The sequence below is a fragment of the Pseudoalteromonas rhizosphaerae genome, assembly GCF_028885455.1.
GTDB classification, from domain to species: Bacteria; Pseudomonadota; Gammaproteobacteria; order Enterobacterales; family Alteromonadaceae; genus Pseudoalteromonas; species Pseudoalteromonas rhizosphaerae.
This window is the reverse complement of the sequence record NZ_CP118496.1, coordinates 3,985,681-4,008,356: the sequence shown is the minus strand read 5'-3', so window position 1 is coordinate 4,008,356 and position 22,676 is coordinate 3,985,681. Positions and strand designations below refer to the sequence as shown.

The following is a 22,676-nucleotide window of genomic DNA, read 5'->3' as shown; positions in this document are numbered from 1 at the left end:
ATGGATGTAGGTAAGGGGCGTGAGCAGGACGCGGAAGCTTTAGGATGGCAATGCAGCTAACGCTGCATTGAACCACGAACATAGACTGAAGACAGGTGCCACGACGAAATAAGTAAGGTCTGCTCTGTTACTAGAAATAGTAATAACCAACGACAAAATTGTCAGGAACAATTTTGAACAGCGCAGCTGATTCACGAAAGGCAGGACGCCTGTAGTCATATCAGCAAGATAACCGACGAAATTACTTGCTTCATCCTATGTATTAACTCGCTCTAATTCGAGCTGAAGTAATTATGGCTTAAAAAGTTAGGCAAGGATCTGTGTGTTTAACTTGACAGTGGGAGTCATACCAACGTTGCCAACAGGGGCGCGCTATAAGCGCGTCCCTAGCCTGCTTGGCCTTGTTATAGCGCATTGCGAACCAACTCCTTTATCTTAAAGGTTAGCTCTTTTGACTCTAAACTCATGGGCAGCTCAGTTAAGGCCTGATGCTTTATCGTTGCAACAACAGGGAACCCAGGCACATTGTTCTGTAGAAGGCGAAACAGCCGAGGGAGAAAAGGGTAGGACTCCACATATTTTGTGACTTTATAGACCCCAGGCTCGATCGGCTGAAAATCTAGACGATGAATGTCCGAACCAAAAATGACGGAATATTCGTAATTGAGAGCGTCATAGTGGGTATCTGTAATGGTCAACAAATTCTGTAGAGATTCTAAGCGGCATTTTTTAATTCATTATATTTCTGATGTGGCGTCATATAATTAAGCGTAGAATGCCTACGTTTGTAATTGTAAAACTGAATATAACTGTCCACCTCACTTATAACTGAATGATGATTTATAAATGACAGGCGATTCAGTCGCTCTGTTTTTAAACTTCTAAAAAATCGCTCCATTACTGCATTATCCCAACAATTACCTCGACGACTCATACTTTGTGTTATAGTTAGTTGTGATAACCGAGCTCTAAACGAGGCCGCAGAATACTGACACCCTTGATCGGAATGAAACATCAGTTGATTAAAAACCGGCTGTTGACGCTTAATAGCATTATTCAATGCTGCTATAGCCAATTCAGCATTTGGGCTTGTTGATAAGGCATACCCTACAACTTCCCTCGTTGATAAATCTAACACACAGGCCAAGTAACTCCACCCTTGGTGATTCCTAATATAGGTAATATCACCGACCCAATGCGTGTTATGTGAATCAGGGTTAAACTCTCGTTTTAAGAGGTTCTGTGCGTACTTATGTTCATCACCTGAATTAGGGTAGTAATGTTTTTTCTTCGGCCTGATGGCTTTTATATTCAACTTTTTCATCAGTGCCGCTGTTTTATATATTCCAATCGTATGATTTAACGCATTCAATTCAACGTGCACTCTGCGTCTACCATACGTATAACCGGAATCGTCAGCGATAGATTCAATTAACGCCAGCAGTGCCTGCTCTGACTTATTTGGCGTGACTGGCGCATAGTAATAACTACTTGTACTGACTTCTAAAGCACGACACAACTCAGATACCGTATAGCTTGGGGTCGCTTTCTTCAACGCTTTAATTACTTTAAATTTTGATTGTCGCGAATGAAGAAAGCGGTGGCTTTTTTTAATATATCATTATCCCTTAAAGCGCGCTGTAGCTGCTTCTCTAGCAATTGAATACGTTGCTGCTCAGGTGTTAGTGCTTGTACATTTCCCGGGCTCTTACCATCTAGCTCAGATAGATATTGTTGCTTCCAACGTGATACTGCTGACTTTCCTGCGCCAGACATCTCTTCAATTTGCTTATTGGTATAACCTTCTTCTACCATTAATTTGGCATATTCAAGTTTTTGTTGTGCACTGAGTGTTACTTTTGATTTTCTGGTCATAGTGATACCTTTTTGGTTTAGCTCATTTTACGCTATAAACCTCTCCAGTTTCATTAGACCATTACAATCATGAGCAAGCCTGACACCGAGCTCCTTGCCCACCCTCTCAAATGGAACTCGATTCTCTTGATTTCTCTCAATCATGCCCATTCTGAGCCCTATAACGCCTTGCATTTGCGGCGGTTTGTAGCGAGGTACGAGCGGAAAACCGTCCAAACCACGCAGTGGTTTACGCAACATGCATTTGTGTACGCCCGACATGGGCATTGACTTATGAGGTGAAAGTCCTCTGTAGAAGATCACCGTTTAAATAACATACTGTTATTAAACGATAACTACTAGCGAATGGCAAGGGCTAAATCGCGAGAGATAGTCTGGAGGAAGCCGCTAGCAAATCTGCGAGCTGATGAACAAAAACATCATATGAGGCGTAGGCTGAAGACGAGCTAGCACAAGATAGCGAAGTCATGTGATCTAACGGCCACCGTAAATGATGCAGTTGTGCAGAGAAAGTCGATGCACCTTATTCGGGGAGATCTGATAAACACGCATCCGCGCTAACGCTTGGAGATTACCAGTTAGGGACTGGTTGATCAACCCTTGGCGCTTTGGTTGCTGCGACCTACAGCGAGCGAAATAGCAGTAAACAAGCGTTAGTTTAGACGCGCTTTATCGAGTAATCGCTAGAGTGATTTATCAGAAGTCAGCAGACGGCATAGTAGCCAAACGCCCATCGTAATGGAGGGGACACGGTGAAGGCCTGAACATCTTAACCAGAGGAGATACTACAAATGAACTTGAATTCACATAGATCACCGTGTTGCGATAGTGATGAACAGCGTTCTACTGTGAATAATACCTCGAATGAATATAGCCAAACAGATCATGACCTGATGGCAAGGGTACTAAGCAACCACAATATTGGTGCAGCATGGCAACATGTTAAGCGCAATAAAGGGGCTGCGGGTATTGATAATATGAGTATTGAAGAGTTTAATCACTTCGCTAAGTTACATTGGCTGAGTATTAAACAACAATTACTTAACGGCACTTATCAACCCTTGCCAGTCAAACGCGTGATGATACCCAAACCCGATGGCGGTGAGCGAATGCTTGGGATCCCTTCTGTTATCGACAGAGTGATCCAACAAGCCATTGCTCAAGTGATCAGCCCTTACTTTGAGACTCAATTTTCACCACATAGTTATGGTTATCGTCCTCATAAAAGAGCCAGTCAAGCAGTGAACCATGTTCAATTTTGTGTTAAACAAGGTTATAAAACAGCGGTTGATATCGACTTGTCTAAGTTCTTTGATGAAGTAAACCATGACATGCTAATGAATCGTGTTGGTCGTAAAATCAAAGACAAAGCACTCATGCGCCTACTCGGTAAATACCTACGAGTGGGAGTAGCAGAGTGCGAAACAGGTCTGTGGTTTGAGTCAACCAAAGGAGTCCCTCAAGGTGGGCCATTATCCCCTTTACTTTCCAATATTTTACTCGATGAATTAGATAAGAAGCTAGCCTACAAACACCTTAAGTTTGCCCGTTACGCTGATGACATAATCATTTTAGTAAAAACCAAAAGCGAAGGACTAATAATCCAACGGGAAATTACTGCGTTCATCACTAAGCGATTAAAACTCAAAGTGAATGAATCGAAAAGTCGGGTCGGTCCAGTATCAGGCTCGAAATTTCTCGGGTTTACCTTCCGCTACGGTCAAGTGCAGATCCACGAACAGGCGCTAAAGAAATTTAAAGCAAATGTCAGGGAGCTCACTAACCGCAACTGGGGGATCTCAATGACCCTACAAATTCATAAACTCACACAGTATTTGCGCGGCTGGGGACACTACTACCTAATAGCCAACGCTTATCAGCTAACGGTGGATTTAGATCACTGGATCCGCCGTAGGATAAGAATGTGCTACTGGCGGCAATGGCGTAAACCTCGCACCAAAGTACGCAGTTTAATGAAATTGGGTGTTAGCGAACGACTCGCCATTGCATGTGGTATCACCAGTAAAGGTCCTTGTAGAAGCTCAAAAACAAAAGGAATTAACATTGCGATAGGCAATGACTATCTAGCGTCACAAGGTTTAGCGTCATTAAGAGATATTTGGATCAATATTCACTACGGGAGATGAACCGCCCATTGCGGACCCGCATGATGGGTGGTGTGGGGGCTGGAGGTTAGAGACCTCCGGCTACCCGATTACGCGTCTCTTTCCCAAGACCTGTAGTGATCTTCACGGATGTTCTTTAAATGAGAAGCCAAGCCATCAAGATCAGGAAACATGGATGAATCATTGATTCCATATGCATTCAAAATTTGTCTAAATTTAATCCGCAGATGTTGAGGAATTATATATTTTTCTAAGCGACTGCCATAAGAGAATGGCATGCTTGGATCTTGCTGTACTGATAGGACTCCTGATTGTGCTTTAATTCTAGGCGTTGCATGTGGAGGCCAAAAGAGCCCATGTCCTCTACCGTCTTCATTATCGACATAATCAATAGGGCTTTTAGAAACAGTAATATCTAGCGGGGGAGTTTTATATACTAAAAAGTAAAAGGCACTACTACCGTCATACCCATTTGATTTTTCTTGTTCACTTATTTCGATGTCATCTTTTACCGCAAAGTAAAGTGCAACCAATGGATTAGTTGTCCAATCTAGTAGTCGCGTTGGTAAGCCATGATGTTGGGCAAGAGCAAGCCACTCCCAGTCATTGTTCGGAATTTTATTGATGTAGGCTTGAGCCTGACTTTTGAACTCACGAAGCATTCGTTGCTCATCATAGTACCCCGTCACATCATTACTTCTGCCTAGTGATGGGATCAATTCATAATAGCTTTTTGAAACACCACGAAAATAATACCTAGTTTGTGATGGCCAACCTGAAAATAGCTTATGAAAGTGCTCAAATGATTCGATAACTTTTTCCATAAATCCTCAACATTACTTCTATAAACTCATAACAGCTTATTCAAAGGATCTAAACCCACAAGTTGCAGAGAGAAAATCCTTTGAGTTTTTTAATACTTTCAGTCTAACTCTGTATCTAAATGTAAATCAAGGGATTTATATTTGCTGTTTTTTTGTTGTTGTAAAATACAAGAAATAATCCCGCGAGTTGTTGAAAAAAACCAAATACAACCACTGTTTATATATGGCTATGTTGTAGTTAAGTGTGGCTAGGCGAGAATTCATTTTATAAAGCCTCTTTTATCCATGTTTGATCTGAGAACTCCGTGTTATCTTCCATGGGTGCTAAGAAGACACCCACCTTATGATTTGCAATGTATCAGTTACGTACTAACTTTATTATTAGAACAATAAGTGAGCAGGTTGTCACATGGCTATTGCGAGAAAGCGTCAGATAAGTTTGGCTGATACAAAGTACTATCATTGTATTTCTAGGTGCGTACGTCGAGCCTATCTATGTGGCGAAGATCGTTTTACTGGCCAATCATATGAGCATCGCAGGTGTTGGGTTGAAGAGAAGCTATTGGCTCTTTCTAACGTGTTTTGTATTGATGTTTGCGCATATGCAGTGATGAGTAATCATACGCATTTAGTGTTGTATGTTGATGATAAAAAAGCGAAACGACTGAACGATAAAGCCATTATTATCCGTTGGCATAAATTATGTAAAGGCACCATGCTGACAAATAAATATGTTCAAGGGGGCAAGCTAACGAAAGCAGAGTGCTTCTTTTTAAATGAGACCGTCGATGAGTACCGTGAGCGTTTATCAAGTATTAGCTGGTTTATGCGATTATTAAATGAAGATATAGCTCGCAGGGCGAATAAAGAAGATGGATGTACTGGGCGATTTTGGGAAGGCCGTTTCAAATCACAAGCACTGTTAGATGAAGCCGCATTGGCTGCATGTATGGCGTATGTTGATTTAAACCCAATCAGAGCGAAGATAGCTCACACACCAGAAACATCGGATTACACGAGCGTACAAAAACGGATTGAAAGTGCAACCGACGGTAAACAACCAATACAATTACTACGCTTTGCAGGTATGCCAAGGCAGCACATGCCAAAGGGCTTACCATTTGAGTTAAAATCTTATTTAGAACTTGTAGAGTTAACAGGTCGTTGTATACGAGAAGATAAGCGCGGTTATATAGATAATACTCATTCACGGTTATTGGAGCGGATACATATCTCAGCAGATAATTGGTTAAAACTCACGAGCCACTTTACACGGGTGTTTCATGGCGCAGTCGGGAGGCCAACATCGCAGGAAGGATACTGTGAACATTTAAATAGAAAGCGGCGAGCAAATGTGAGAAATTGTGAAAAGCTATTAGCATAAAATAGAGCGATGTAGTAAACCATCTAAAGCAATTCAAAAACTGCGAATTTGCAGCCTTCTATGTCTAAAATTCAGTATTCAGCGGACATTAGTCACGTTATTTATTACAAACAACATTTCCTCGAAGAGTAATTGCGGGCAGGCAGTTTTTTGCACGGTTAAGTTTGATGACTTCAGCATTTATTTATAATGGGTGTCAATTTTGTTTTCTAATACTATTTAGGTGCAGGAGTACTCATACGCTCTACTGTGAATCAACCTACCTAACGTTATTGAAAAGTAAGGTTTTATCGCTGTTAAAATTTGCGGTAGAAAGTGAGCTTTAGTGCTTGCTGCCTACCTCAAGGCGTTTTGTTATGTGCTTACTTTAGCAAATGTTCATATTTCTCTGGTAGCAATGAAAACTCACCCCATTCTAAGCTTTCAAAGCAAAGCCCAATTCCGCTGATAGTAATAACGCCATACATCAAAACAATGCGCCCAACAGAATGGTCGCCTATCCCATGATTTTTCTGCTGCTCATCGGTCAACTTAATTGTAAAGTGAGCGACACCATCTGACTCCATATTATTATCTAAATACGTCATCCTAATATTTGTTGGTCTTTTATATTTACCTAAATGACTAGTACTTGTTATACGGCCAAAATAAAGCCTAGGCTTATCATTACCTTTAGATATTGTTTTTACATTTTGAAGTAAATCAATTAGGCGAATCGGATTATTTTTACCCGGCAAATGAAAATATTTATAAAGGTTTTCATCAAAGTTTCGGCATAAGCCTGCAACAGTTGTAATTTTGCTAGGTAAAGTAAAGCTCTCACCGTTATGGCGACCTATTGCCACTTCTGTTTCAGGCCCATCAACATCCTCTACAGGTGTTTCATCATATGCAACAGGCTTATCTATTTTCGGCTCTGGTTTTGACTTTAAGAAGCTACTGATAATCACTAAGTTTTCATCATCAATAGCCTGTTTAGCTTCTTCCCAATTATTAAACTTTTTACCTTCTGGCTTTATCGATTTCAAATCACACTTTGTATCTTTGAATTTTGTCATGTGTGAAAAATATGCATCACGTCCATTTGTAAAATGCTCTTTTTCTTTTGGAACCCGATTTAGATTAGTAAAACAAGCTGGGCAATAAAGTGTACCATCCATTTCAGGTTGATATTCAGAAGGAATTAATTTTCTTGCATTTGTTTTTAATAGTAAACGATCGCCTGTTTCATAATCCCAATCATCCATCTGGTATGAAAACTTTATTCTTCGATTGGGTTCACTAACACTCATTTTTAATTCCTTTTAAATAATAATTCACAATCGGGTAGCTGGAGGTTTAAAACCTCCAGCTACCCGATTAGTTTTCGTATTGCGAAATTCTATTTACAATTTCAGGTATATCATCGTACGACTCATACCAAACAATAGTTACCCCTAACTCCTTCATTAACTCTTCATTAAGGGTATGGTGACGATCTAAGAACTTTTCGGCAGCGTCAATATTTTCGACAACTTTTTTCTTTTCTCGGTAACAAAACTCTTCTATCGAAAGCCTTTTCATAAATGCGAAGTGCTTACTGCGTTCGATATTCTTGGATGATATATCCAGTAACCTTCTTAGGTTTGGATCCGTCATTGAAAGACCTATCATAAGGCAGTTATTTTCTCTAAAAGAATTTAGTTGCACCAGATTAGACCAATGGTAAGAATCGGAGTAAATCTGATGGTAGCCTTCCTCTGAGAAAACCAAAGTTGAATTATCTAACCCGTCATAACCTTTTCTGTCTTCAGGTAAAAAACCATGCACATGATAGACGGGCAATTCATCTGGATCATAACTTTCATTATCAGTATAAATACAGCTATGGTGAATAGTATTTTTTTGTAGTTGCCTTTCTAGTAAGTCATCAAAATTGTATGTAATAACCGTTTTGACCTTGGCCCCAGTTCGCCTTGGCAAACACATTGATGCAATGGATTTTATTAATTCTGAATCTATATCTCGATCAGAATTTCTCAATTTATATAAGTTTTTTGTTACCGCTGATATAAACTCTTTAGCCTCGGCATCTCTTTTGGATAGGCCCTTTCTTAAATACCTTGCAGCCATTAAAGCTGAAGGTTCGTCTATTTTATTCAATCGAGAAACAAGCTCACTTATATCAAAGTCTCCAATAGCAACATCTCCATTAAACTCTTGGGTTAGATAAGTTACAAAAAGAGAGTTCAAAAGCGTATTCCAATCGGGCATTCCTGCGCTACTTGAAACACCAGCGCCGAGCAATAAAGAAAACTGCCCTTTTTTATAACAATCTTTAAGGTTTTCAACTACGAGCTCTCTTTCTTGCTTCCAGTTTTTTAGAGGCTTCGAAATTGCAGTTTCTAATCGCAGTGAAAACAGGTTGTTAGTAATGGTATTTACAATTCTTCGATGCTGAGCAGCAATTTTATTTAATTCGGTTGGCCCCCAAAATATAATTTTGAATGGCAACTGGTGTCTTTCCAACTCGCTTTCAAATCGAAATATAACCTTCTTTGGTATTGGTTTTGCGGAAATAACCAATAGGTTTGCAAATGCATTCTCAACATATTCGTTCAAAAACTGGTTTGCTAATTTATTTAGAAGACCTGTAATAGAGCCTGTCGCCAAATTGAATTTTATTTCAATTATTGTTGGGCCTTCAAAAGAGTCAAAACCTTCTGGAGCTATCGCATCACCAAATCTATAGCGGTCTTCGGATATTTGAAAAATCTTATTCTGTTTTTCAATGTGATGCTTGAGTAAATGTTGTACAAATGTTTCAAATGAATAGTAACTTTTGGGGCCACCAACATCTATCCCTGAAATAATGTTATCTATTATCATGTACGATAAATCCTTAGAAAACTTACAGATTATTGAACACCATTTTGGTGGTTAATAACACAATAAAACGGCTTATATTACATACTCTGATAATTCCACCAATAATTACTTTTGTAAACAAGTAATTAAAAAAGTTAAAATTCAAAGCTTGTTATTTTGCACCAAAAGGCGGTTAATAATGTTATCGGACAAATTAGAAGCCAACTCATCAAAACAAGGCTAAGTTTAACTTTTACCAGCGTCCTGTTATCGCTTAATCCCGCCGCTCAGATCGTCACGGACAACTAATTAAATACCACTACATACGACTAAGTACCACACACCATAAAACCGGGATTCCCCCCACGGCAATTTTTACTTTGAATTTAAGTGCTTTTTGTATAGCTTTGAGTTTTTCGCGGTCGTCGCCTTGTATTTCGATGATGCCGTCTTTTATTGCTCCGCATTAGCTCCTCTGGCTTTGCTGCTATCTATTAGTTTATTTTGACCTGAATTTAGCACCACATTTATGGCAGAGTTTAGGTCTGATTTCTACGCCTTCACTACCTGATGCAAATGGAATAGAGTTACATTTTGGACACCTGTAATACAACCAAATACCAACGTTAAATATGAGCACTCCGATTAATGCACCATAAAAAGGATTTAGAAACTCAATATCAAAATATTGAAGAATAAAGCCACTTGAAAAGCATACAACAGTTAATAGTAATATGGGATAAAACCGTTTTTTTACTGGTTTTAATTGCTTCGATACATCATCCATAATTGAGTGTTGCTCCAGTTAAATTAACGCTGCCGTTGGCGGTAAAATGAGAGTGGCTAAATCGCGAGGAACAAGCGAAGCAAGTTACCACGCTACTTTATTACTTTATTTTATTGTATCAACAGCACCGATAAAGTTTTGTGCTATTCATATTCGCTGAATACTTGGTGTACCCTTGCTGGTGTTATTTTATTAAAGTCATCTTGGTAGTAGTCCTTCGCATACTCAATAAAATATTCTGGAGTTATAGTGATTGCAGGGAGCAGCCAATTAGCTCCGTTATCTTCATTGTTTTGGAAATTAACAGTTCCTTGTTGCCATGACCCTGAGTTGGAAGTACGCCAAAAACAAAAGGTCACATGAGCTATTTCGAAGAAATCGTTATCTAAAACGCCGAGCAGTTCTTCAGGAGCCCCTTCATACAGCCCTGGCCAAATTCTAAACTCTTCTTGAGCATGAGGACTAACTTCTGATTCATGATCGAAGCCTTTAATTAAAATAGCATCACCTTTTATGACAATGACGATTTCATCACCACCACCATTTTCATATGAAGCAACGTCTATCCCTGGCGCCCAATTAGCTTTGTAAGAAAAGCACCTTAGGTATTCGTCTTCACAAAGCTCTATATCCAAAGCTGCACTAGCTTTTAGAGCAGAGACTAGTTTTTTATTGGGTAGATTATCTAATATCATTTAAGCTCTCTTTGTGTGGGTAGACAATTTTATCTCCAATGTTTTTCTTTGTATTACAATACATTGATCATAAATTAAGAAAGTACAGATATGCAATTAGGTCATCAAGTCTCTGCTTTTTATAGGCAAGCCGGCGGCTCACCCTCCGGCAATTTTCACTTTGAATTTGAGTGCTTCGAGGATGGCTTTGAGTTTTTCGCGGTCGTCGCCTTGTACTTCAATGATGCCGTCTTTTACCGCGCCGCCTTGGCCCATTTTACTTTTAATGGTTTTGGCGAGTTTTTTTAAATCGTGTTGCTCGCTGTCAATACCAGTTACCAACATAACACCTTTACCTTTACGGCCTTTGGTTTGGCGTTCGATGCGCAGGGCGCCGTCTTTAAATACTTTACTAGCCACTTCTGTGCTTGGTTTTGGTTGGCTGATACGGCCTGTTTCGGTTGAATAAACGAGATTACTATCACTCATGCTTAACCTGCATTTAAAAAGTTAAATAAACAATGGCCTAGATAATATCAAATCTAAAACAAATTTGTGCATAGGGTGTTTTATTTTTGGTGATTTATCATTAACAAGTTATATTTAATACTAATTAAGAATGGATAATCTGAGCAGGAGTTAACTAATGGGTCTAAGTAAGAGTGCATCAGCAGATGGTGCTACACTGACTATTCAAATTAAAGGGAAGTTCGACTTTAATTTAGTGCAGTCATTTCGACAGTCGTATTCCGATATCAATGAAAAAACCGCTAAGGTCGTAATTGACTTGCGAGAAACAGATTACATGGATAGCTCCGCCCTTGGTATGTTACTGAATATGAAAAAGACCTTGGGTACCTCAGTTGATGCAATTCAAATCAGTAATTGTCAGCCGCAACTGAAAAAAATCCTGCAAATATCACGTTTTGATAAAAAGTTTGATATTGATTAATGCATATTCTCGTTGTTGATGATCAGCCACTTAATTGTACGCTTTTGAAAGTAATGCTGGTGCAACAAAATTACGAGGTATCGACTGCCGCTAACGGTGTTGAAGCATTAGCAATATTAGCACAGCAAAGCATTGATATTGTGCTACTCGATGTAATAATGCCAGTAATGGATGGCTATGAAACAGCGACAAAAATTAAGCAGTTATACAACGATGTTCACCTACCAATTATTTTTATAACCTCTTTGGAAGATCAAAACAGTTTTGAACGTTGTTTAGAGGTCGGTGGTGATGACTTTATTCATAAACCGTTTGATAAAGTAATTTTAACCGCGAAAATAAAAGCTCATAGCCGCACCCGCAAGCTGAGTTTAAAAACCCACGAACAAAATAAATTATTAGAATATCATTACAATCAAACCGAGCGCGAGCACGAAATCGTTGAGCATATTTTTAATAATGCCTTAGAAAACCAACATAAGTTTACCAACAACATTGATTTTCATCTTTCACCGGCTTCTATGTTTAATGGTGATATGTGTTTGGTTGGGCAAAGTCCTATTGGTAGTTTGTATTGTATGCTGGGGGATTTTACCGGCCATGGCTTAGCGGCAGCGGTAGGGGCATTGCCGGCGTCGAAAGTGTTTTACACTATGGTTAATAAAGGCATGGCGGTCAGTGATATTGCCGCAGAAGTTAATGCCGTATTAGTACAATTATTGCCCGGGCATATGTTTTGTGCCGCGACAATTATTGAGTTAAGTAGCTCCGGGAAAAGTGTTTCTGCTTGGCTTGGTGGCTTGCCTGACGCTTATTTAATTGATCAACAAGGAAGCGTATTAAAAACCTTAGAGTCACAGCACATGGCTTTAGGGATTTTAGAAGGCGATGAATTTGAGCGTGAATTAATTCATTTTGAAGTCGATAGCAGTATGCGTTTGGCACTGGCCACCGACGGTATTATAGAAACTACCAATGCAGACGATGAATTTTTTTCAGAGCAACGCTTTATAAAGGCACTTGCAAGCAAGCCCCAAGTCAGCTGTAAAGATGTGATCAATCAAGTTACTAAGTTTGCTCATGGCAGTAAACAACAGGACGACCTTAGTTTAGTGCTTTTTAACTGTATGGCGGTTCCTGCTGCGGCTGAAGAGCAAGCCGCTTACTCTCGATTACCGTTCAATTTTTCTTTAACGCTTAATTCACAGCAAATAAAACAAACCGATCCAGTGCTTGAAATCGTCGAAGTGATCACCCAAGTTGGCGGGCTAAAAGAGCACCGCTCTGATATTTTTTTACTGCTCTCTGAGGCATATAATAATGCACTTGATCACGGTGTATTAGGGCTCGATTCAGCGATTAAAAATAAAGAGGATGGTTTTATTGAGTATTATCAACTTCGAGAGGCAACATTAGCCAAACTCGTTGATGCATTGATCATTGTAGATATACGTTATTGTCCTGATACATTGAGCCTTTATTTTACAATTTGCGATTCAGGCAATGGTTTTGCAAACACCGACAGTAATGCTAACAGTAATAATCGCGAGCACGGTCGTGGGCTATCTATATTAGAAGAAATAGCAGAGCAGGTGACTTATAACTCATCGGGTAATCAAATTGAAATGTGTTATCGATTAGCGCAGCAACAAAGCTAGTCGTGGTTGTTTAGCCATGCTATGATTCGTTTTTTAGATGTTTGGATGGCTAAATGGTTTCTTCTTATTTATCTCTTGCGCAGTTAGATGTGCCTGCTCAGTTAGTCTCTGCTGAGCTTACTAAGCTCGAAAGCTATTTATCAAATCAGTCGCTTCCTGAGGTACGCTGGCAATATCAAATACCAGAACTGGGTGAAGGCGGGGCGTGCAGTTTATTTGGCTATTTACAAGATGAGCCGTTTAAACTCACTGATTTTTTACCGCAAGATCAGCACACCACGCAAAAGCTTGCTCAATTACAACTAATTGTTGATTACGTTGTAGCGCAAACTAAGGTTGATTGGTACGGCATTTACCAAAGTACAGCAACACCTGAGGGTCAGCAATTACTTAAACTGACTTACTTTGGCGCGCCAAGCCGACCGCTTTTTCCGCTTACTGAAGCATTTGCTGCTGGTAGTAATAATGTGCAGGTGGCACTGAGTAGTAAAGGGCGAGTGATCAACAACGTTGAGCAGTATTTGGCTGCGGGTGGTGAATATTATACCTGTGACCCTAAAGTAAAATCAGAAGCCTGTTTACCGCTTTTTGACAGTGCAAATCGCTGCGTTGGTATTGTTGATGGCGAAGCCTTTAATAACGATTTTTTCAACCAGCAAACATTAGCGCTATTAATTGCGTGCTGTATTAAAATTCCTCACTTTTTAGTGTAAATAACACTAGTCAATCTAGTGAGCTTTTATGTTAAGCTAAGTGCAACAGCTAACCCCTAAATAATGAAAGAGATAGTCAATGTTCTCAGTATTAAAACCATTACCCACTGATCCTATTCTTGGCCTTATGGCGGCCTATAAGCAAGATACTAACCCAAATAAGATTGACTTAGGGGTTGGTGTTTATAAAGACGAATTCGGTAATACGCCGGTATTAAAAGCAGTTAAAAAAGCTGAAGCGTTTCGTCTTGAAAACGAAACTAGCAAATCATACATTGGTTTGGCGGGTAACTTAGATTACTGCCAAAAAATGGAAAACCTATTATTAGGTGAGCACCAAGCGTTATTAGCTAATCGTGTTCGTACAGCACAAGCTCCAGGCGGTACAGGTGCACTGCGAGTTGCAGCTGAATTTATAGTTCGCTGTAATCCAGGTGCGACAGTATGGGTTACTAATCCTACTTGGGCAAACCACATTAGCTTGTTTGAAGCCGCTGGCCTAACAGTTAAAGAATACCCGTACTACGATTATGAAAACAAAGACTTATTATTTGATGAAATGATCGAAACCCTTACCCAAGTGCCAAAAGGTGATGTGGTATTACTGCACGCATGTTGTCATAACCCAAGTGGTATGGACTTAAACGAAGCACAGTGGAACACGGTTGCTGAACTGGCAAAAGATGTTGGCTTTACACCGCTGGTTGATATTGCATACCAAGGTTTTGGTTCAAGCCTTGAAGAAGATGCAAATGGTTTACGTATTTTAGCCAATGCAGTTGATGAGTTAATCATTTGTTCTTCATGTTCGAAAAACTTTGGTTTATACCGCGAGCGTATTGGTGCATGTTCAATTATTGCTAAAGACAGTGCAACAGCAGACATTTCAAACTCTGTTATGTTAAGTGTGGTACGTAGCATTTATTCAATGCCACCTGCGCACGGTGCTGACATTGTAAATACCATTTTAAGCAGTACAGAACTGACACAACAATGGCACAGTGAACTTGATGAAATGCGTAACCGTATCAATGGCCTACGTACTTTGATCAAAGACAGTCTAGCGGCAAAAGAGATTGCTCAAGACTTCTCATTTATTGACCGTCAACACGGTATGTTTTCTTTCTTAGGTATTAATAAAGAACAAATTGAGCGCCTGCAAAAAGAATACGGTATCTACATTGTTGGTTCAAGCCGCGTTAACGTAGCGGGTATCAGTCAAGCTAATATCGATTACTTTGCAAATGCTGTTGCAGATGTTTGTAAATAATCTTATTTAAATAGCGTTTATTGAAATAAAAAACCGCACTAACTTATTGTTGTGCGGTTTTATTTTTTAACCTAGAACCTAGAACCTAGAACCTAGAACCTAGAACCTAGAACCAAGAACTACGCGTCAATTAAATCTTCAACACCAACAATCAGCCAAGGCGCATCATCGCTGGCGGCACGCTCTAAGTGCCAAATTTCTAAAATAGGCTGTTCTTTATTATCGCCTAAGTCACGGTACTTCCCTTTAAAACGTACACTTACTTGCCATTTTTGTGTGTCGGTATCGGCACGTACAAGTTCTGCATCAATAAACATCACGTCAGTTGCAACGCTGTCAATCGCTTCACGTTCCGCTTTAAATTCAGCGACTAGTTCAGGGCTTAAGTATTCAGCCATCGTTGAATAGTCAGCATTATTCCATGCTGTTTGCAAAGTATGATAATGGCTACGCGCACCTTGTAAAAAGCCGTTAGTATCAAAGTTAGCGGGTAAATTAAACGGTACGTCATTGGTTTGACTAAATCCACTTGTAGTGGTGTGCTCAGACGCAGTTTGTTTCATTTGCGGTGCAGTAAATGCTCCTTGCGCATGCGCCATTACAGGGGCGTTTTTACGACGTATTATACCGATGATAAGTTTAAAGATAATAAAGGCAATACCTGCCATTAAAATTATCTCAAGTAGTTGCATCCCTTCAAAGTCATCGCCCATCATTGCGGCGATTAATCCACCGGCTAATAAGCCGCCAAAAATACCTGCCATCATGCCTTTTTTGCTTGATTTTGGTTTTGCAGCAGGGGCGAGGGTATTGGTATCTGTTTGTTGTTTTTGTGCGGTTTGTTGTGTTTCTGGTGTTTGGCCACGTTTTTTACTACCAAACTTTTTACGTGCTTGTGCATCAAAACTTGCAGTACATAGTAGAGCAAGCAATGAAAATATAACAATCAGGTTTTTCATGAAGTTCCTTAAAACAAATTAGAACGGCGATTCTAAAGTAGTTCAGGAATTAGATAAATAGCGACAAACTGAATTAGTTCTAAAATGCTCAGTAGCTTGGTCAATAGACTAATTTAAAAGCAATTATTGGTTCAAGCAGGAAGAATATAACGATTGTTTCGCGAAGGTATAAATTGCATTGCCGTTATAATAACGGCAATGCAAAAGGAAGGTTAATTTAACCAGCGGATCGCACCATTAATACGATCATTGTAATTTTCTAATGGCGCACCAAGACTTGCTACTAAAATAGTATCTGCGTCAGCACCACGGTTAATATGGCCTTCAAAACGATCGTCTTGAAAATCATCGTCGCCGATGCCAAACGATTGCTGTTTTGATGGCACTATAAATACCGTCATCGGGCCATAGTCTGATTCAAAAACCAGGTGTAATCCCTTTTGGCCTTTAAAGTCACAAAACATTAGGTAAGTCACTTTACCTGGCAATTCATCTAAATGGCCGCCTAACACAGCAAATTTTTCATTTACCGTTGCTAAGCTGATTGCTTCGGTCTTTTGCAGCGAATTAATTTCATAGTAAACATGAGCAAGCGCATGTTCGCCAGCTGCGTACGCAACATTTTGTTCGCTGCTAAATAAAAATGCTCCCACAGCCACTAATACTGAGGCTGCCATGGCAAGTGGTAAACGAGCACGTTTAAAACGTGTACTTGCCTCAACTACATTATCTGTTCGTTGCGGCGGTGTTTGCGCGCTGGTATCAGCTGGTGCTTGGTTGAGTTGCTCAGTTGTGACCGACTCGTTTTGTGCATGCGCTGCGGTGTTTGCCAAAATACGCTCGGCAAGACCTGCTGGCACCGGTACGTCAAGTGCATTGGCAAGCTCTAAATCAAAGGCCTGCATATCATTAATAAATTCTTGTCGCTCAGAGTGTTGCTCTGCAAACTCCACAAGCTCCTTATCTGTGCTGTTTGGCTGTGCGCTAATTCGGCGACGAAACTCGAGATCATCCATTAATTTGATGCCCCTTTAAGTTGTTCATCATCACGGCTCAATGCCTCTTTTAACTGGTTTCTGGCGCGGTATAAACGCGTCATAACCGTGTTTTTATTTAAATCTAATATTTCTGCTATCTCTTCACCGGAGCAGCCCATAACGACTTGTAATAATAATGGCTCGCGGTATTCATCAGGTAACTTAGCGATTTGACGTTGGATCACTGTTTGTTCCATTTCGTCATCCAAGGTGACGCTTTTTTCGTCAACTAAGGTGTCGTTTTCAACATCGCTATAATCAAATTGTTTGCGTTCAAAACGACGGGCATTTTCCCGGCGTAAAATCGTCAATAGCCATGGCTTAGCTGCTTTTTGATCTAATAATGAATCCAGAGATCGCCAAGCACGTAAAAATGTTTCTTGGACAAGATCTTCGGCAATATTAGGGTCGCGGCAGAGCCAATAAGCAAAGCGATATAATTCGCTATGATAAACATGAACAAGTTTTTCATAGCGTGTTTTTTTCTCTGCCATATCAACTAAGACCTGACTTTTAGAGTTTTCATTTCCAAGCATAAGCACTTTTTTTATTTATTTTAAGTTATTTACTATTTGAGCGCGGGGATTGCTCCCCGTCACTTAAACTCTATTTATAAAGTCCTTTTAATACAGCTTGTTGTGATTTTTTTTGTACTTTACGTTGCTCTTCTAACATGCCGACAATCGCAATTAAATCAACATCTGTATCATTAGGACTATAGAGTGCAGCCCTTAGTTTAGCAATATGTTGACTAAGCTGTGCATTATCAGCTAGTTGTTCGAGCTTGTCTATTGCACCGCTCGATTGTTTTGTTAAGTGCATTGCGTAACGATTTAGCGCCTGATAAAAGGCACTTACATCATTGCTTTTAGCGTGTTTCTTTAATTCATCTAATGAAATTGATGAATCACTATGGGTTACTGTCGGCTTTGCTTGCATCAAGCTGCGCTGAGATTGACTGCGCCACCATAAAATCAAGGTAATAAACCATAATAAATAACCAATCACACTGATAATAATTAACCATAGCGGATACTGATTTATCGGCGTTGCTTGATAACTTATTGCTGCAGCATCTGTTGTTGCGCTTTGTGATGGCGTAAGTGGCTGCGCAGCAACGGCTGCTGGAGTGCTTGTGCTACTAGGTGTTACTGTAATAGTACGAGCTGGTAGTGTTGCATAACTGATCCGGTTAATCTTGGTGTTATACCAAGGCACGCTTACCTCTGGCAGTGTATAAGTGCCTGGCATCTGTGGTAACAAAGCGTACGAGGCTGTTTGTTGTGATATTACCCGACCATCGCGAACCAAGTGATTATTTTCTTTTTCATCTGGGTAACTGCGAATACCTTTGATTTCAGGCAGTTCAATATCAGGTAGTTGCTCTTTGGTGATACCAAGTGCAGTTAAGGTCAGCGTTCGCGTAATAGGTGTACCCACTGCTACTGTGTCGTCAGCGGGTTGCCATTGCTCATCTAAATTAACTAATTCACTAGGCAGCCATGCACCTTGGTAGTCACTTGGTATCGGTTTAATTTCAATATCGACATTATCACCCAGTGCAGATACATCTAATTGGCGATAGTCTTGGCGAATTCGACCTTGAAAAGTTGGTGCTTGAATCGTGTAACTACCACTTTTTTGGGGCTGTACTAAATACTCGCGAGTGATCACTAAGTAACGCTTACCATCAACAAGTTCATAGTTTTCAGTCTGCTTGCCGATTTGACTTAGCTGCGCATCGGGCATCGCGGGGGCACTTAAATTACCATCAAGTAACTCTTTGGCAAGATATAGCTTAACCGTGTAAAGCCCTGCCTCTTGAACAAATAGGCTGTCACTTGAAAGCGATGCTTTAATAAAAATATCGTTGTTTTGCTGCGCATCTTTACTGCGTTCAGCCACTTTTAATGCAATGGGCGCAGAGCTGACACCAGCTACACTAAATGCTGGGATTGTATAATCACCGGCAGTGCGGGTCATAAGTTTAATAGACCAAGTGGTTTCTTTTGAAATACTACCATTAATGATGTTTGTGCGGGTGCTGACACTGGTGCGGCCAACCACGAAGTCTTTTAACAGGACTGAGGTATCAGGTTGATCATTTTTTATGGTGTCATCTGCACTGATATTGAGCATAAAAAATTCACCCGCTAGTACCGGGTTTTTATCAACACTGGCTTGTAATTGCGTAACGGCCCACGAGGGCATAGCGCTGATAAGCAATAAACAACAGATTAATCGCATTACCATGATTTTTCGACTCCTTGTGGACGGCGTTGATTGTTTCGTTTTTGGGCTTCTAATTGCATTTTGTTACGTAACAGGATTGCGGGATCATCGGGTACTTTTCGCAATAACTGACTAAGCTGCTGCGCTTTCTCTTTCTCTTCGTTGGTAAGCTCTGCGGTTTGTGCTTGCATAGCTTGTTGCTTTGCCGCTTCTTCAGCTTGTTGCTGTTGTTCAGGAGTCATTTGTGGCTGCGCCTGCTTATCATCGTTTGCAGAGTCATCTTGGGGCTCGGTTTGCGCATCTTGTTGCTGTTGCCCATCAGTTTTATCACCTTGCTCAGGTTCCGCCTCCATTTGTGGCTCGTTTTGCTTGTCAGTTTGTTGATCAGATGGTTTGCCATCTTGCTGATCATCACTTTGCTTAGATTGATCGCCTTGTTGAGATTGCTGGTCCTGATTTGGCTGTTCACCTTGCTGTGACTTATCTTTATTTTGCTGATCTTGACCTTGTTCACCATCTTGGCTTTTTTGATCTTGGTTTTGTTCGCCGTCTTGGCCTTGTTGATTTTGCTGCTGTTGCTGTTGATTTTTCAATTGCTCAACGAGTGCCTGATTTTCTTTTGCTTGGGTAAAGTCGTCTTGCAAAGTTTGTGCTTGCTGATAGGCGGCAATTGCTTCGTCGAGCTTGCCTGCCTTTGCTAGAGCATTACCGTAATTATATAAACCAGTGGCGCTTTTATCTTGGCTAAATTGTGCCAATGCAGCATCAAAATTACCTTGCTGGTAAAGCGCCGCGCCTTTTAGTTGACTAGAATCTGCTGTGGCAGCTTGCTCATATTCACCTTGTTGATAGGCGTCCAGCGCACGTTGATCTTGATTTTTAAATACCGAAGGCAGCTCTACTGCATAAGCATTGTGTTGCGGTAAAAAGCTCACCACTAAAAATGCAGCTGCAAAAGCTCCTCGGCGAAAAATCCACAGCATCATTGGCAGTAAAATAAACAAGCCATAAATCCCCGCATCAATACGCCAGAGCGCTTGACTTTGTTTTTCATTTTTCAGTATTTCACTATTTGCACTGGGAGCAAAAATTTGAATATCGCGGGCACTCGGTTGATAAGTCGCAAATTTACCGCCACTGTTTCTTGCTAGACCATTAAGCATACTGATGTTGATGGTGGGCACCACAATTTGCCCGTAACTATCTTTTAAAAACCCACCTTCAGGAAGTTTAATTGGCGCGCCTTGCTCTGTTCCGATACCATAAATGTTTAATCGATAAGGGTTAGCGTCTGTAAATTGGCTGATATCTTGTTGCTCACTTTGTTCAATGCCATCTGTTACTAAGATAATATCGCCTTCAAGGTATCCAGCTTGTGTTAATAACTCTTTTGCAGCATCAAGCCCAGCAAGCACGTTGGAGCCTTTATCAGGCATGATATCTGGGCTTAAACTTGGGATCAGGTTTTCAAGCGTCGCGGCATCATTGGTTAGCGGCGAAATGGTATAAGCAGTGCCTGCATAGGCCACTAACGCAGTGTCACCTTCTTTAAATAGTTTGATCATATCCAGCGCTTTGAAGCGCGCTTGCACTAAACGACTGGGCGCAATATCCGTGCTGTACATCGATAGCGACATATCCATCACAATTACACGGGCATTTTTGCTTTGAAATACCGGCACTTGTTTTTCTTCAAAACTGGGCCCTGCGCTAAAAATGACGGCTAACACTGCAAAGAGGGCAATTAGCCACATGGGTTGCGTGTTTTTTTGGTTGTTGGTGTTGATCACAAATTTTGCTAAGTGAGCTGCTATTAATTCACCTTGGCTGGTTTTCTTGTGCTTTATTATTGCAATAGTAAACACTAAACACACAGGAACTAATAACCACAATACGGTCGGGCGGATAAATTCAAAGTCCATTAGGCCTCCTGTCTTAATGCTTTTGCACTGATAAACATAACGCGCAGACCAATCAAGGTCAGTGCAATTAATAAAGGGAAGTAAAATAACGCACTTTGTGGGCGAAAGGTTTGCTCATCAGCGCTGATCGGCTCAAGTTTATCAAGTTCTTGATAAATTTGTTGTAAGCCGGCAACGTCTTTTGCGCGAAAATAAAGGCCGCCAGTTTGTTCGGCAATACGTTTTAGCAGGGTTTCATCTAAACTACCTCCGCTCATGCCTCCCATATTAAATAAGCTAAAGCCACGCGGATTATCAGAGCCTACGCCGATGGTATACACTTTAATGCCTTCTTCGCGGGCAAGCAGTAAGGCTTCTTCTGGATCTAAGTTACCGGCGGTGTTTTGACCATCTGTTAATAACACCACAATGCGATTGCTTTCATCTTTACTGGCAAAACGTTTTACTGATAAGCCCAGTGCATCGCCAATGGCGGTGGCACGGCCAACCAAGCCTATTTGCGCTTCTGATAGCATTTGGCTTACGGTTTTAACGTCTCGCGTTAGTGGTGTTTGTAAAAATGCCGTATCACCAAATAAAATCAGCCCTAAACGATCGCCTTGACGTTGCTCAATAAAGTCACTTAATACCGCTTTTACCATAGTTAAACGGTCAACATATTGGCCCTGATAAGCCATATCTTGCTCGGTCATTGATCCTGACAAATCCACAGCTAGCATGATATCGCGGCCTTCGTTAGGTAAGGTAATTGGCTCATCAAGCCAGGTTGGGTTAGCTAAAGCGGTGACTAAAAGCAACCAAACCAACCATTCAAATATACTAATACCACGCGCCTGTTGCTGGACAACTTGCGCGCCTAAATTGTGTTTGGCGAAGCTTGGAATACGTAAGCGGGTATTGCCTTCACTGTGCACTGGCTTAAATAAGCGCAACAACCAAGGCAGCGGTAATAATACAAATAACCAAGGCCAGCTAAATTCAAACATTCAGCGGCTCCTTTAATTTAAATTGCACAATGGCGAGTTTTAATTTCTGTGCCAGCGCAGTTTGATTGCTTTGTGATTGATAAAGGCTCATCAGTTCGTGTTCAGTAAATTGTTGTCCGGTCAGCTTATTTAGAGTAATACACCATTGTTTTGTGCCTTGTGATGCAGCACTTTGCTGATAATAGTGTAAAACCAGGCGTTTAATTAAAATATGTAGTTGCTGGGCATCTTCTGCGTGTTGTTCACTGAGGGAAATAGCTTGGCGTTTAGCTTTTTTAAACTGCCGTGCCCGGTACAACTGGTAACTTATAAAGCTGACAGTTACGAGTAACACGACAATGATGAGCCACCAAATAGGTGCTAAAGGCCACCAAGAAACATGGCTTGGCACAATCACATCATGGAGGCCAGCTAATGGAGAGGTTTGCAT

General features: G+C 40.6%; 19 protein-coding genes. 6 read left to right on the top strand and 13 right to left on the bottom strand.

Annotation, left to right across the window (positions count from 1 at the left end):
• Nucleotides 1-715: 715 nt before the first annotated feature.
• A protein-coding gene (locus PVK79_RS17235; protein WP_257324972.1) for an IS3 family transposase occupies nucleotides 716-1,875 on the bottom strand; the annotation gives its coding sequence in 2 pieces (ribosomal slippage) (nucleotides 716-1,602 and nucleotides 1,602-1,875; 1,161 coding nt in all).
• 791 nt (nucleotides 1,876-2,666) lie between these two features.
• Between PVK79_RS17235 and ltrA the strand changes: the two genes are divergently transcribed.
• Complete coding sequence (gene ltrA, locus PVK79_RS17230; protein WP_257326240.1) at nucleotides 2,667-4,022, top strand: group II intron reverse transcriptase/maturase; 1,356 nt, start codon at nucleotides 2,667-2,669, stop codon at nucleotides 4,020-4,022.
• A gap of 68 nt (nucleotides 4,023-4,090) precedes the next feature.
• Here ltrA and PVK79_RS17225 read toward each other — a convergent pair whose 3' ends face one another.
• A complete protein-coding gene (locus PVK79_RS17225) occupies nucleotides 4,091-4,825 on the bottom strand; it encodes an FRG domain-containing protein (RefSeq protein WP_257326239.1) in 735 nt (244 codons plus the stop codon).
• A 409-nt stretch (nucleotides 4,826-5,234) separates the two neighbouring features.
• On the opposite strand from PVK79_RS17225, the gene PVK79_RS17220 reads away from it, so the two are divergent.
• Nucleotides 5,235-6,209: a transposase gene (locus PVK79_RS17220; RefSeq protein WP_257326238.1), complete on the top strand. Its 975-nt coding sequence runs from the start codon at nucleotides 5,235-5,237 to the stop codon at nucleotides 6,207-6,209.
• A 362-nt stretch (nucleotides 6,210-6,571) separates the two neighbouring features.
• Here PVK79_RS17220 and PVK79_RS17215 read toward each other — a convergent pair whose 3' ends face one another.
• The 4 genes from PVK79_RS17215 to PVK79_RS17200 form a co-directional block, all read right to left on the bottom strand.
• On the bottom strand, nucleotides 6,572-7,501 hold the full coding sequence (locus tag PVK79_RS17215; protein WP_257326237.1) for a hypothetical protein: 930 nt from the start codon (nucleotides 7,499-7,501) through the stop codon (nucleotides 6,572-6,574).
• A gap of 67 nt (nucleotides 7,502-7,568) precedes the next feature.
• On the bottom strand, nucleotides 7,569-9,077 hold the full coding sequence (locus tag PVK79_RS17210; protein ID WP_257326236.1) for an SIR2 family protein: 1,509 nt from the start codon (nucleotides 9,075-9,077) through the stop codon (nucleotides 7,569-7,571).
• A 909-nt stretch (nucleotides 9,078-9,986) separates the two neighbouring features.
• Nucleotides 9,987-10,538 carry a hypothetical protein gene (locus PVK79_RS17205; RefSeq protein WP_257326235.1) on the bottom strand — a complete coding sequence of 184 codons (552 nt, stop codon included), beginning with the start codon at nucleotides 10,536-10,538 and terminating at the stop codon, nucleotides 9,987-9,989.
• Between the two features lie 138 nt (nucleotides 10,539-10,676).
• Nucleotides 10,677-11,006 (bottom strand): SUI1 family translation initiation factor, encoded by a 330-nt coding sequence (locus PVK79_RS17200; RefSeq protein ID WP_145240330.1) that lies wholly within the window; start codon nucleotides 11,004-11,006, stop codon nucleotides 10,677-10,679.
• Nucleotides 11,007-11,163: 157 nt separating this feature from the next.
• Between PVK79_RS17200 and PVK79_RS17195 the strand changes: the two genes are divergently transcribed.
• The 4 genes from PVK79_RS17195 to PVK79_RS17180 all read left to right on the top strand — a co-directional run bounded on the left by PVK79_RS17195 (nucleotide 11,164) and on the right by PVK79_RS17180 (nucleotide 15,110).
• Nucleotides 11,164-11,469 carry an STAS domain-containing protein gene (locus tag PVK79_RS17195; protein WP_145240332.1) on the top strand — a complete coding sequence of 102 codons (306 nt, stop codon included), beginning with the start codon at nucleotides 11,164-11,166 and terminating at the stop codon, nucleotides 11,467-11,469.
• Nucleotides 11,469-13,127, top strand: coding sequence for an ATP-binding SpoIIE family protein phosphatase (locus PVK79_RS17190; protein WP_257326234.1), 1,659 nt, complete (start codon nucleotides 11,469-11,471; stop codon nucleotides 13,125-13,127). The genes PVK79_RS17195 and PVK79_RS17190 overlap by 1 nt, the downstream gene beginning before the upstream one ends.
• A gap of 53 nt (nucleotides 13,128-13,180) precedes the next feature.
• Nucleotides 13,181-13,840 (top strand): histidine kinase, encoded by a 660-nt coding sequence (locus tag PVK79_RS17185; RefSeq protein WP_182731054.1) that lies wholly within the window; start codon nucleotides 13,181-13,183, stop codon nucleotides 13,838-13,840.
• Between the two features lie 79 nt (nucleotides 13,841-13,919).
• Nucleotides 13,920-15,110, top strand: coding sequence for an amino acid aminotransferase (locus tag PVK79_RS17180; RefSeq protein WP_149983417.1), 1,191 nt, complete (start codon nucleotides 13,920-13,922; stop codon nucleotides 15,108-15,110).
• Between the two features lie 119 nt (nucleotides 15,111-15,229).
• Here the strand turns inward: PVK79_RS17180 and PVK79_RS17175 are convergent, their stop codons facing one another.
• The 7 genes from PVK79_RS17175 to PVK79_RS17145 form a co-directional block, all read right to left on the bottom strand.
• Complete coding sequence (locus PVK79_RS17175) at nucleotides 15,230-16,069, bottom strand: Tim44 domain-containing protein (protein WP_257326233.1); 840 nt, start codon at nucleotides 16,067-16,069, stop codon at nucleotides 15,230-15,232.
• A gap of 212 nt (nucleotides 16,070-16,281) precedes the next feature.
• Nucleotides 16,282-17,085: a DUF3379 family protein gene (locus tag PVK79_RS17170; protein WP_182735578.1), complete on the bottom strand. Its 804-nt coding sequence runs from the start codon at nucleotides 17,083-17,085 to the stop codon at nucleotides 16,282-16,284.
• Nucleotides 17,085-17,600, bottom strand: a complete 516-nt coding sequence (locus tag PVK79_RS17165; protein ID WP_246175621.1) for a sigma-70 family RNA polymerase sigma factor — start codon at nucleotides 17,598-17,600, stop codon at nucleotides 17,085-17,087. The genes PVK79_RS17170 and PVK79_RS17165 overlap by 1 nt, the downstream gene beginning before the upstream one ends.
• Nucleotides 17,601-17,712: 112 nt before the next feature.
• Nucleotides 17,713-19,359 (bottom strand): BatD family protein, encoded by a 1,647-nt coding sequence (locus tag PVK79_RS17160; protein WP_257326232.1) that lies wholly within the window; start codon nucleotides 19,357-19,359, stop codon nucleotides 17,713-17,715.
• Nucleotides 19,353-21,260, bottom strand: coding sequence for a VWA domain-containing protein (locus PVK79_RS17155; protein WP_145240349.1), 1,908 nt, complete (start codon nucleotides 21,258-21,260; stop codon nucleotides 19,353-19,355). Before PVK79_RS17155 ends, PVK79_RS17160 begins: the two co-directional genes overlap by 7 nt.
• Nucleotides 21,260-22,246 (bottom strand): vWA domain-containing protein, encoded by a 987-nt coding sequence (locus PVK79_RS17150; RefSeq protein ID WP_145240351.1) that lies wholly within the window; start codon nucleotides 22,244-22,246, stop codon nucleotides 21,260-21,262. The genes PVK79_RS17155 and PVK79_RS17150 overlap by 1 nt, the downstream gene beginning before the upstream one ends.
• The gene (locus PVK79_RS17145) at nucleotides 22,239-22,676 is read right to left on the bottom strand and encodes a DUF4381 domain-containing protein (RefSeq protein ID WP_145240353.1); all 438 of its coding nucleotides are present in this window, start codon (nucleotides 22,674-22,676) and stop codon (nucleotides 22,239-22,241) included. Before PVK79_RS17145 ends, PVK79_RS17150 begins: the two co-directional genes overlap by 8 nt.

Bases quoted from the DNA above. Each gene is read 5' to 3' on its own strand.
- ltrA (WP_257326240.1), top strand. From the start codon at position 2,667: ATGAACTTGAATTCACATAGATCACCGTGTTGCGATAGTGATGAACAG.
- PVK79_RS17225 (WP_257326239.1), bottom strand. From the start codon at position 4,825: ATGGAAAAAGTTATCGAATCATTTGAGCACTTTCATAAGCTATTTTCA.
- PVK79_RS17220 (WP_257326238.1), top strand. From the start codon at position 5,235: ATGGCTATTGCGAGAAAGCGTCAGATAAGTTTGGCTGATACAAAGTAC.
- PVK79_RS17215 (WP_257326237.1), bottom strand. From the start codon at position 7,501: ATGAGTGTTAGTGAACCCAATCGAAGAATAAAGTTTTCATACCAGATG.
- PVK79_RS17210 (WP_257326236.1), bottom strand. From the start codon at position 9,077: ATGATAATAGATAACATTATTTCAGGGATAGATGTTGGTGGCCCCAAA.
- PVK79_RS17205 (WP_257326235.1), bottom strand. From the start codon at position 10,538: ATGATATTAGATAATCTACCCAATAAAAAACTAGTCTCTGCTCTAAAA.
- PVK79_RS17200 (WP_145240330.1), bottom strand. From the start codon at position 11,006: ATGAGTGATAGTAATCTCGTTTATTCAACCGAAACAGGCCGTATCAGC.
- PVK79_RS17195 (WP_145240332.1), top strand. From the start codon at position 11,164: ATGGGTCTAAGTAAGAGTGCATCAGCAGATGGTGCTACACTGACTATT.
- PVK79_RS17190 (WP_257326234.1), top strand. From the start codon at position 11,469: ATGCATATTCTCGTTGTTGATGATCAGCCACTTAATTGTACGCTTTTG.
- PVK79_RS17185 (WP_182731054.1), top strand. From the start codon at position 13,181: ATGGTTTCTTCTTATTTATCTCTTGCGCAGTTAGATGTGCCTGCTCAG.
- PVK79_RS17180 (WP_149983417.1), top strand. From the start codon at position 13,920: ATGTTCTCAGTATTAAAACCATTACCCACTGATCCTATTCTTGGCCTT.
- PVK79_RS17175 (WP_257326233.1), bottom strand. From the start codon at position 16,069: ATGAAAAACCTGATTGTTATATTTTCATTGCTTGCTCTACTATGTACT.
- PVK79_RS17170 (WP_182735578.1), bottom strand. From the start codon at position 17,085: ATGGATGATCTCGAGTTTCGTCGCCGAATTAGCGCACAGCCAAACAGC.
- PVK79_RS17165 (WP_246175621.1), bottom strand. From the start codon at position 17,600: ATGGCAGAGAAAAAAACACGCTATGAAAAACTTGTTCATGTTTATCAT.
- PVK79_RS17160 (WP_257326232.1), bottom strand. From the start codon at position 19,359: ATGGTAATGCGATTAATCTGTTGTTTATTGCTTATCAGCGCTATGCCC.
- PVK79_RS17155 (WP_145240349.1), bottom strand. From the start codon at position 21,260: ATGGACTTTGAATTTATCCGCCCGACCGTATTGTGGTTATTAGTTCCT.
- PVK79_RS17150 (WP_145240351.1), bottom strand. From the start codon at position 22,246: ATGTTTGAATTTAGCTGGCCTTGGTTATTTGTATTATTACCGCTGCCT.
- PVK79_RS17145 (WP_145240353.1), bottom strand. From the start codon at position 22,676: ATGCAAACCTCTCCATTAGCTGGCCTCCATGATGTGATTGTGCCAAGC.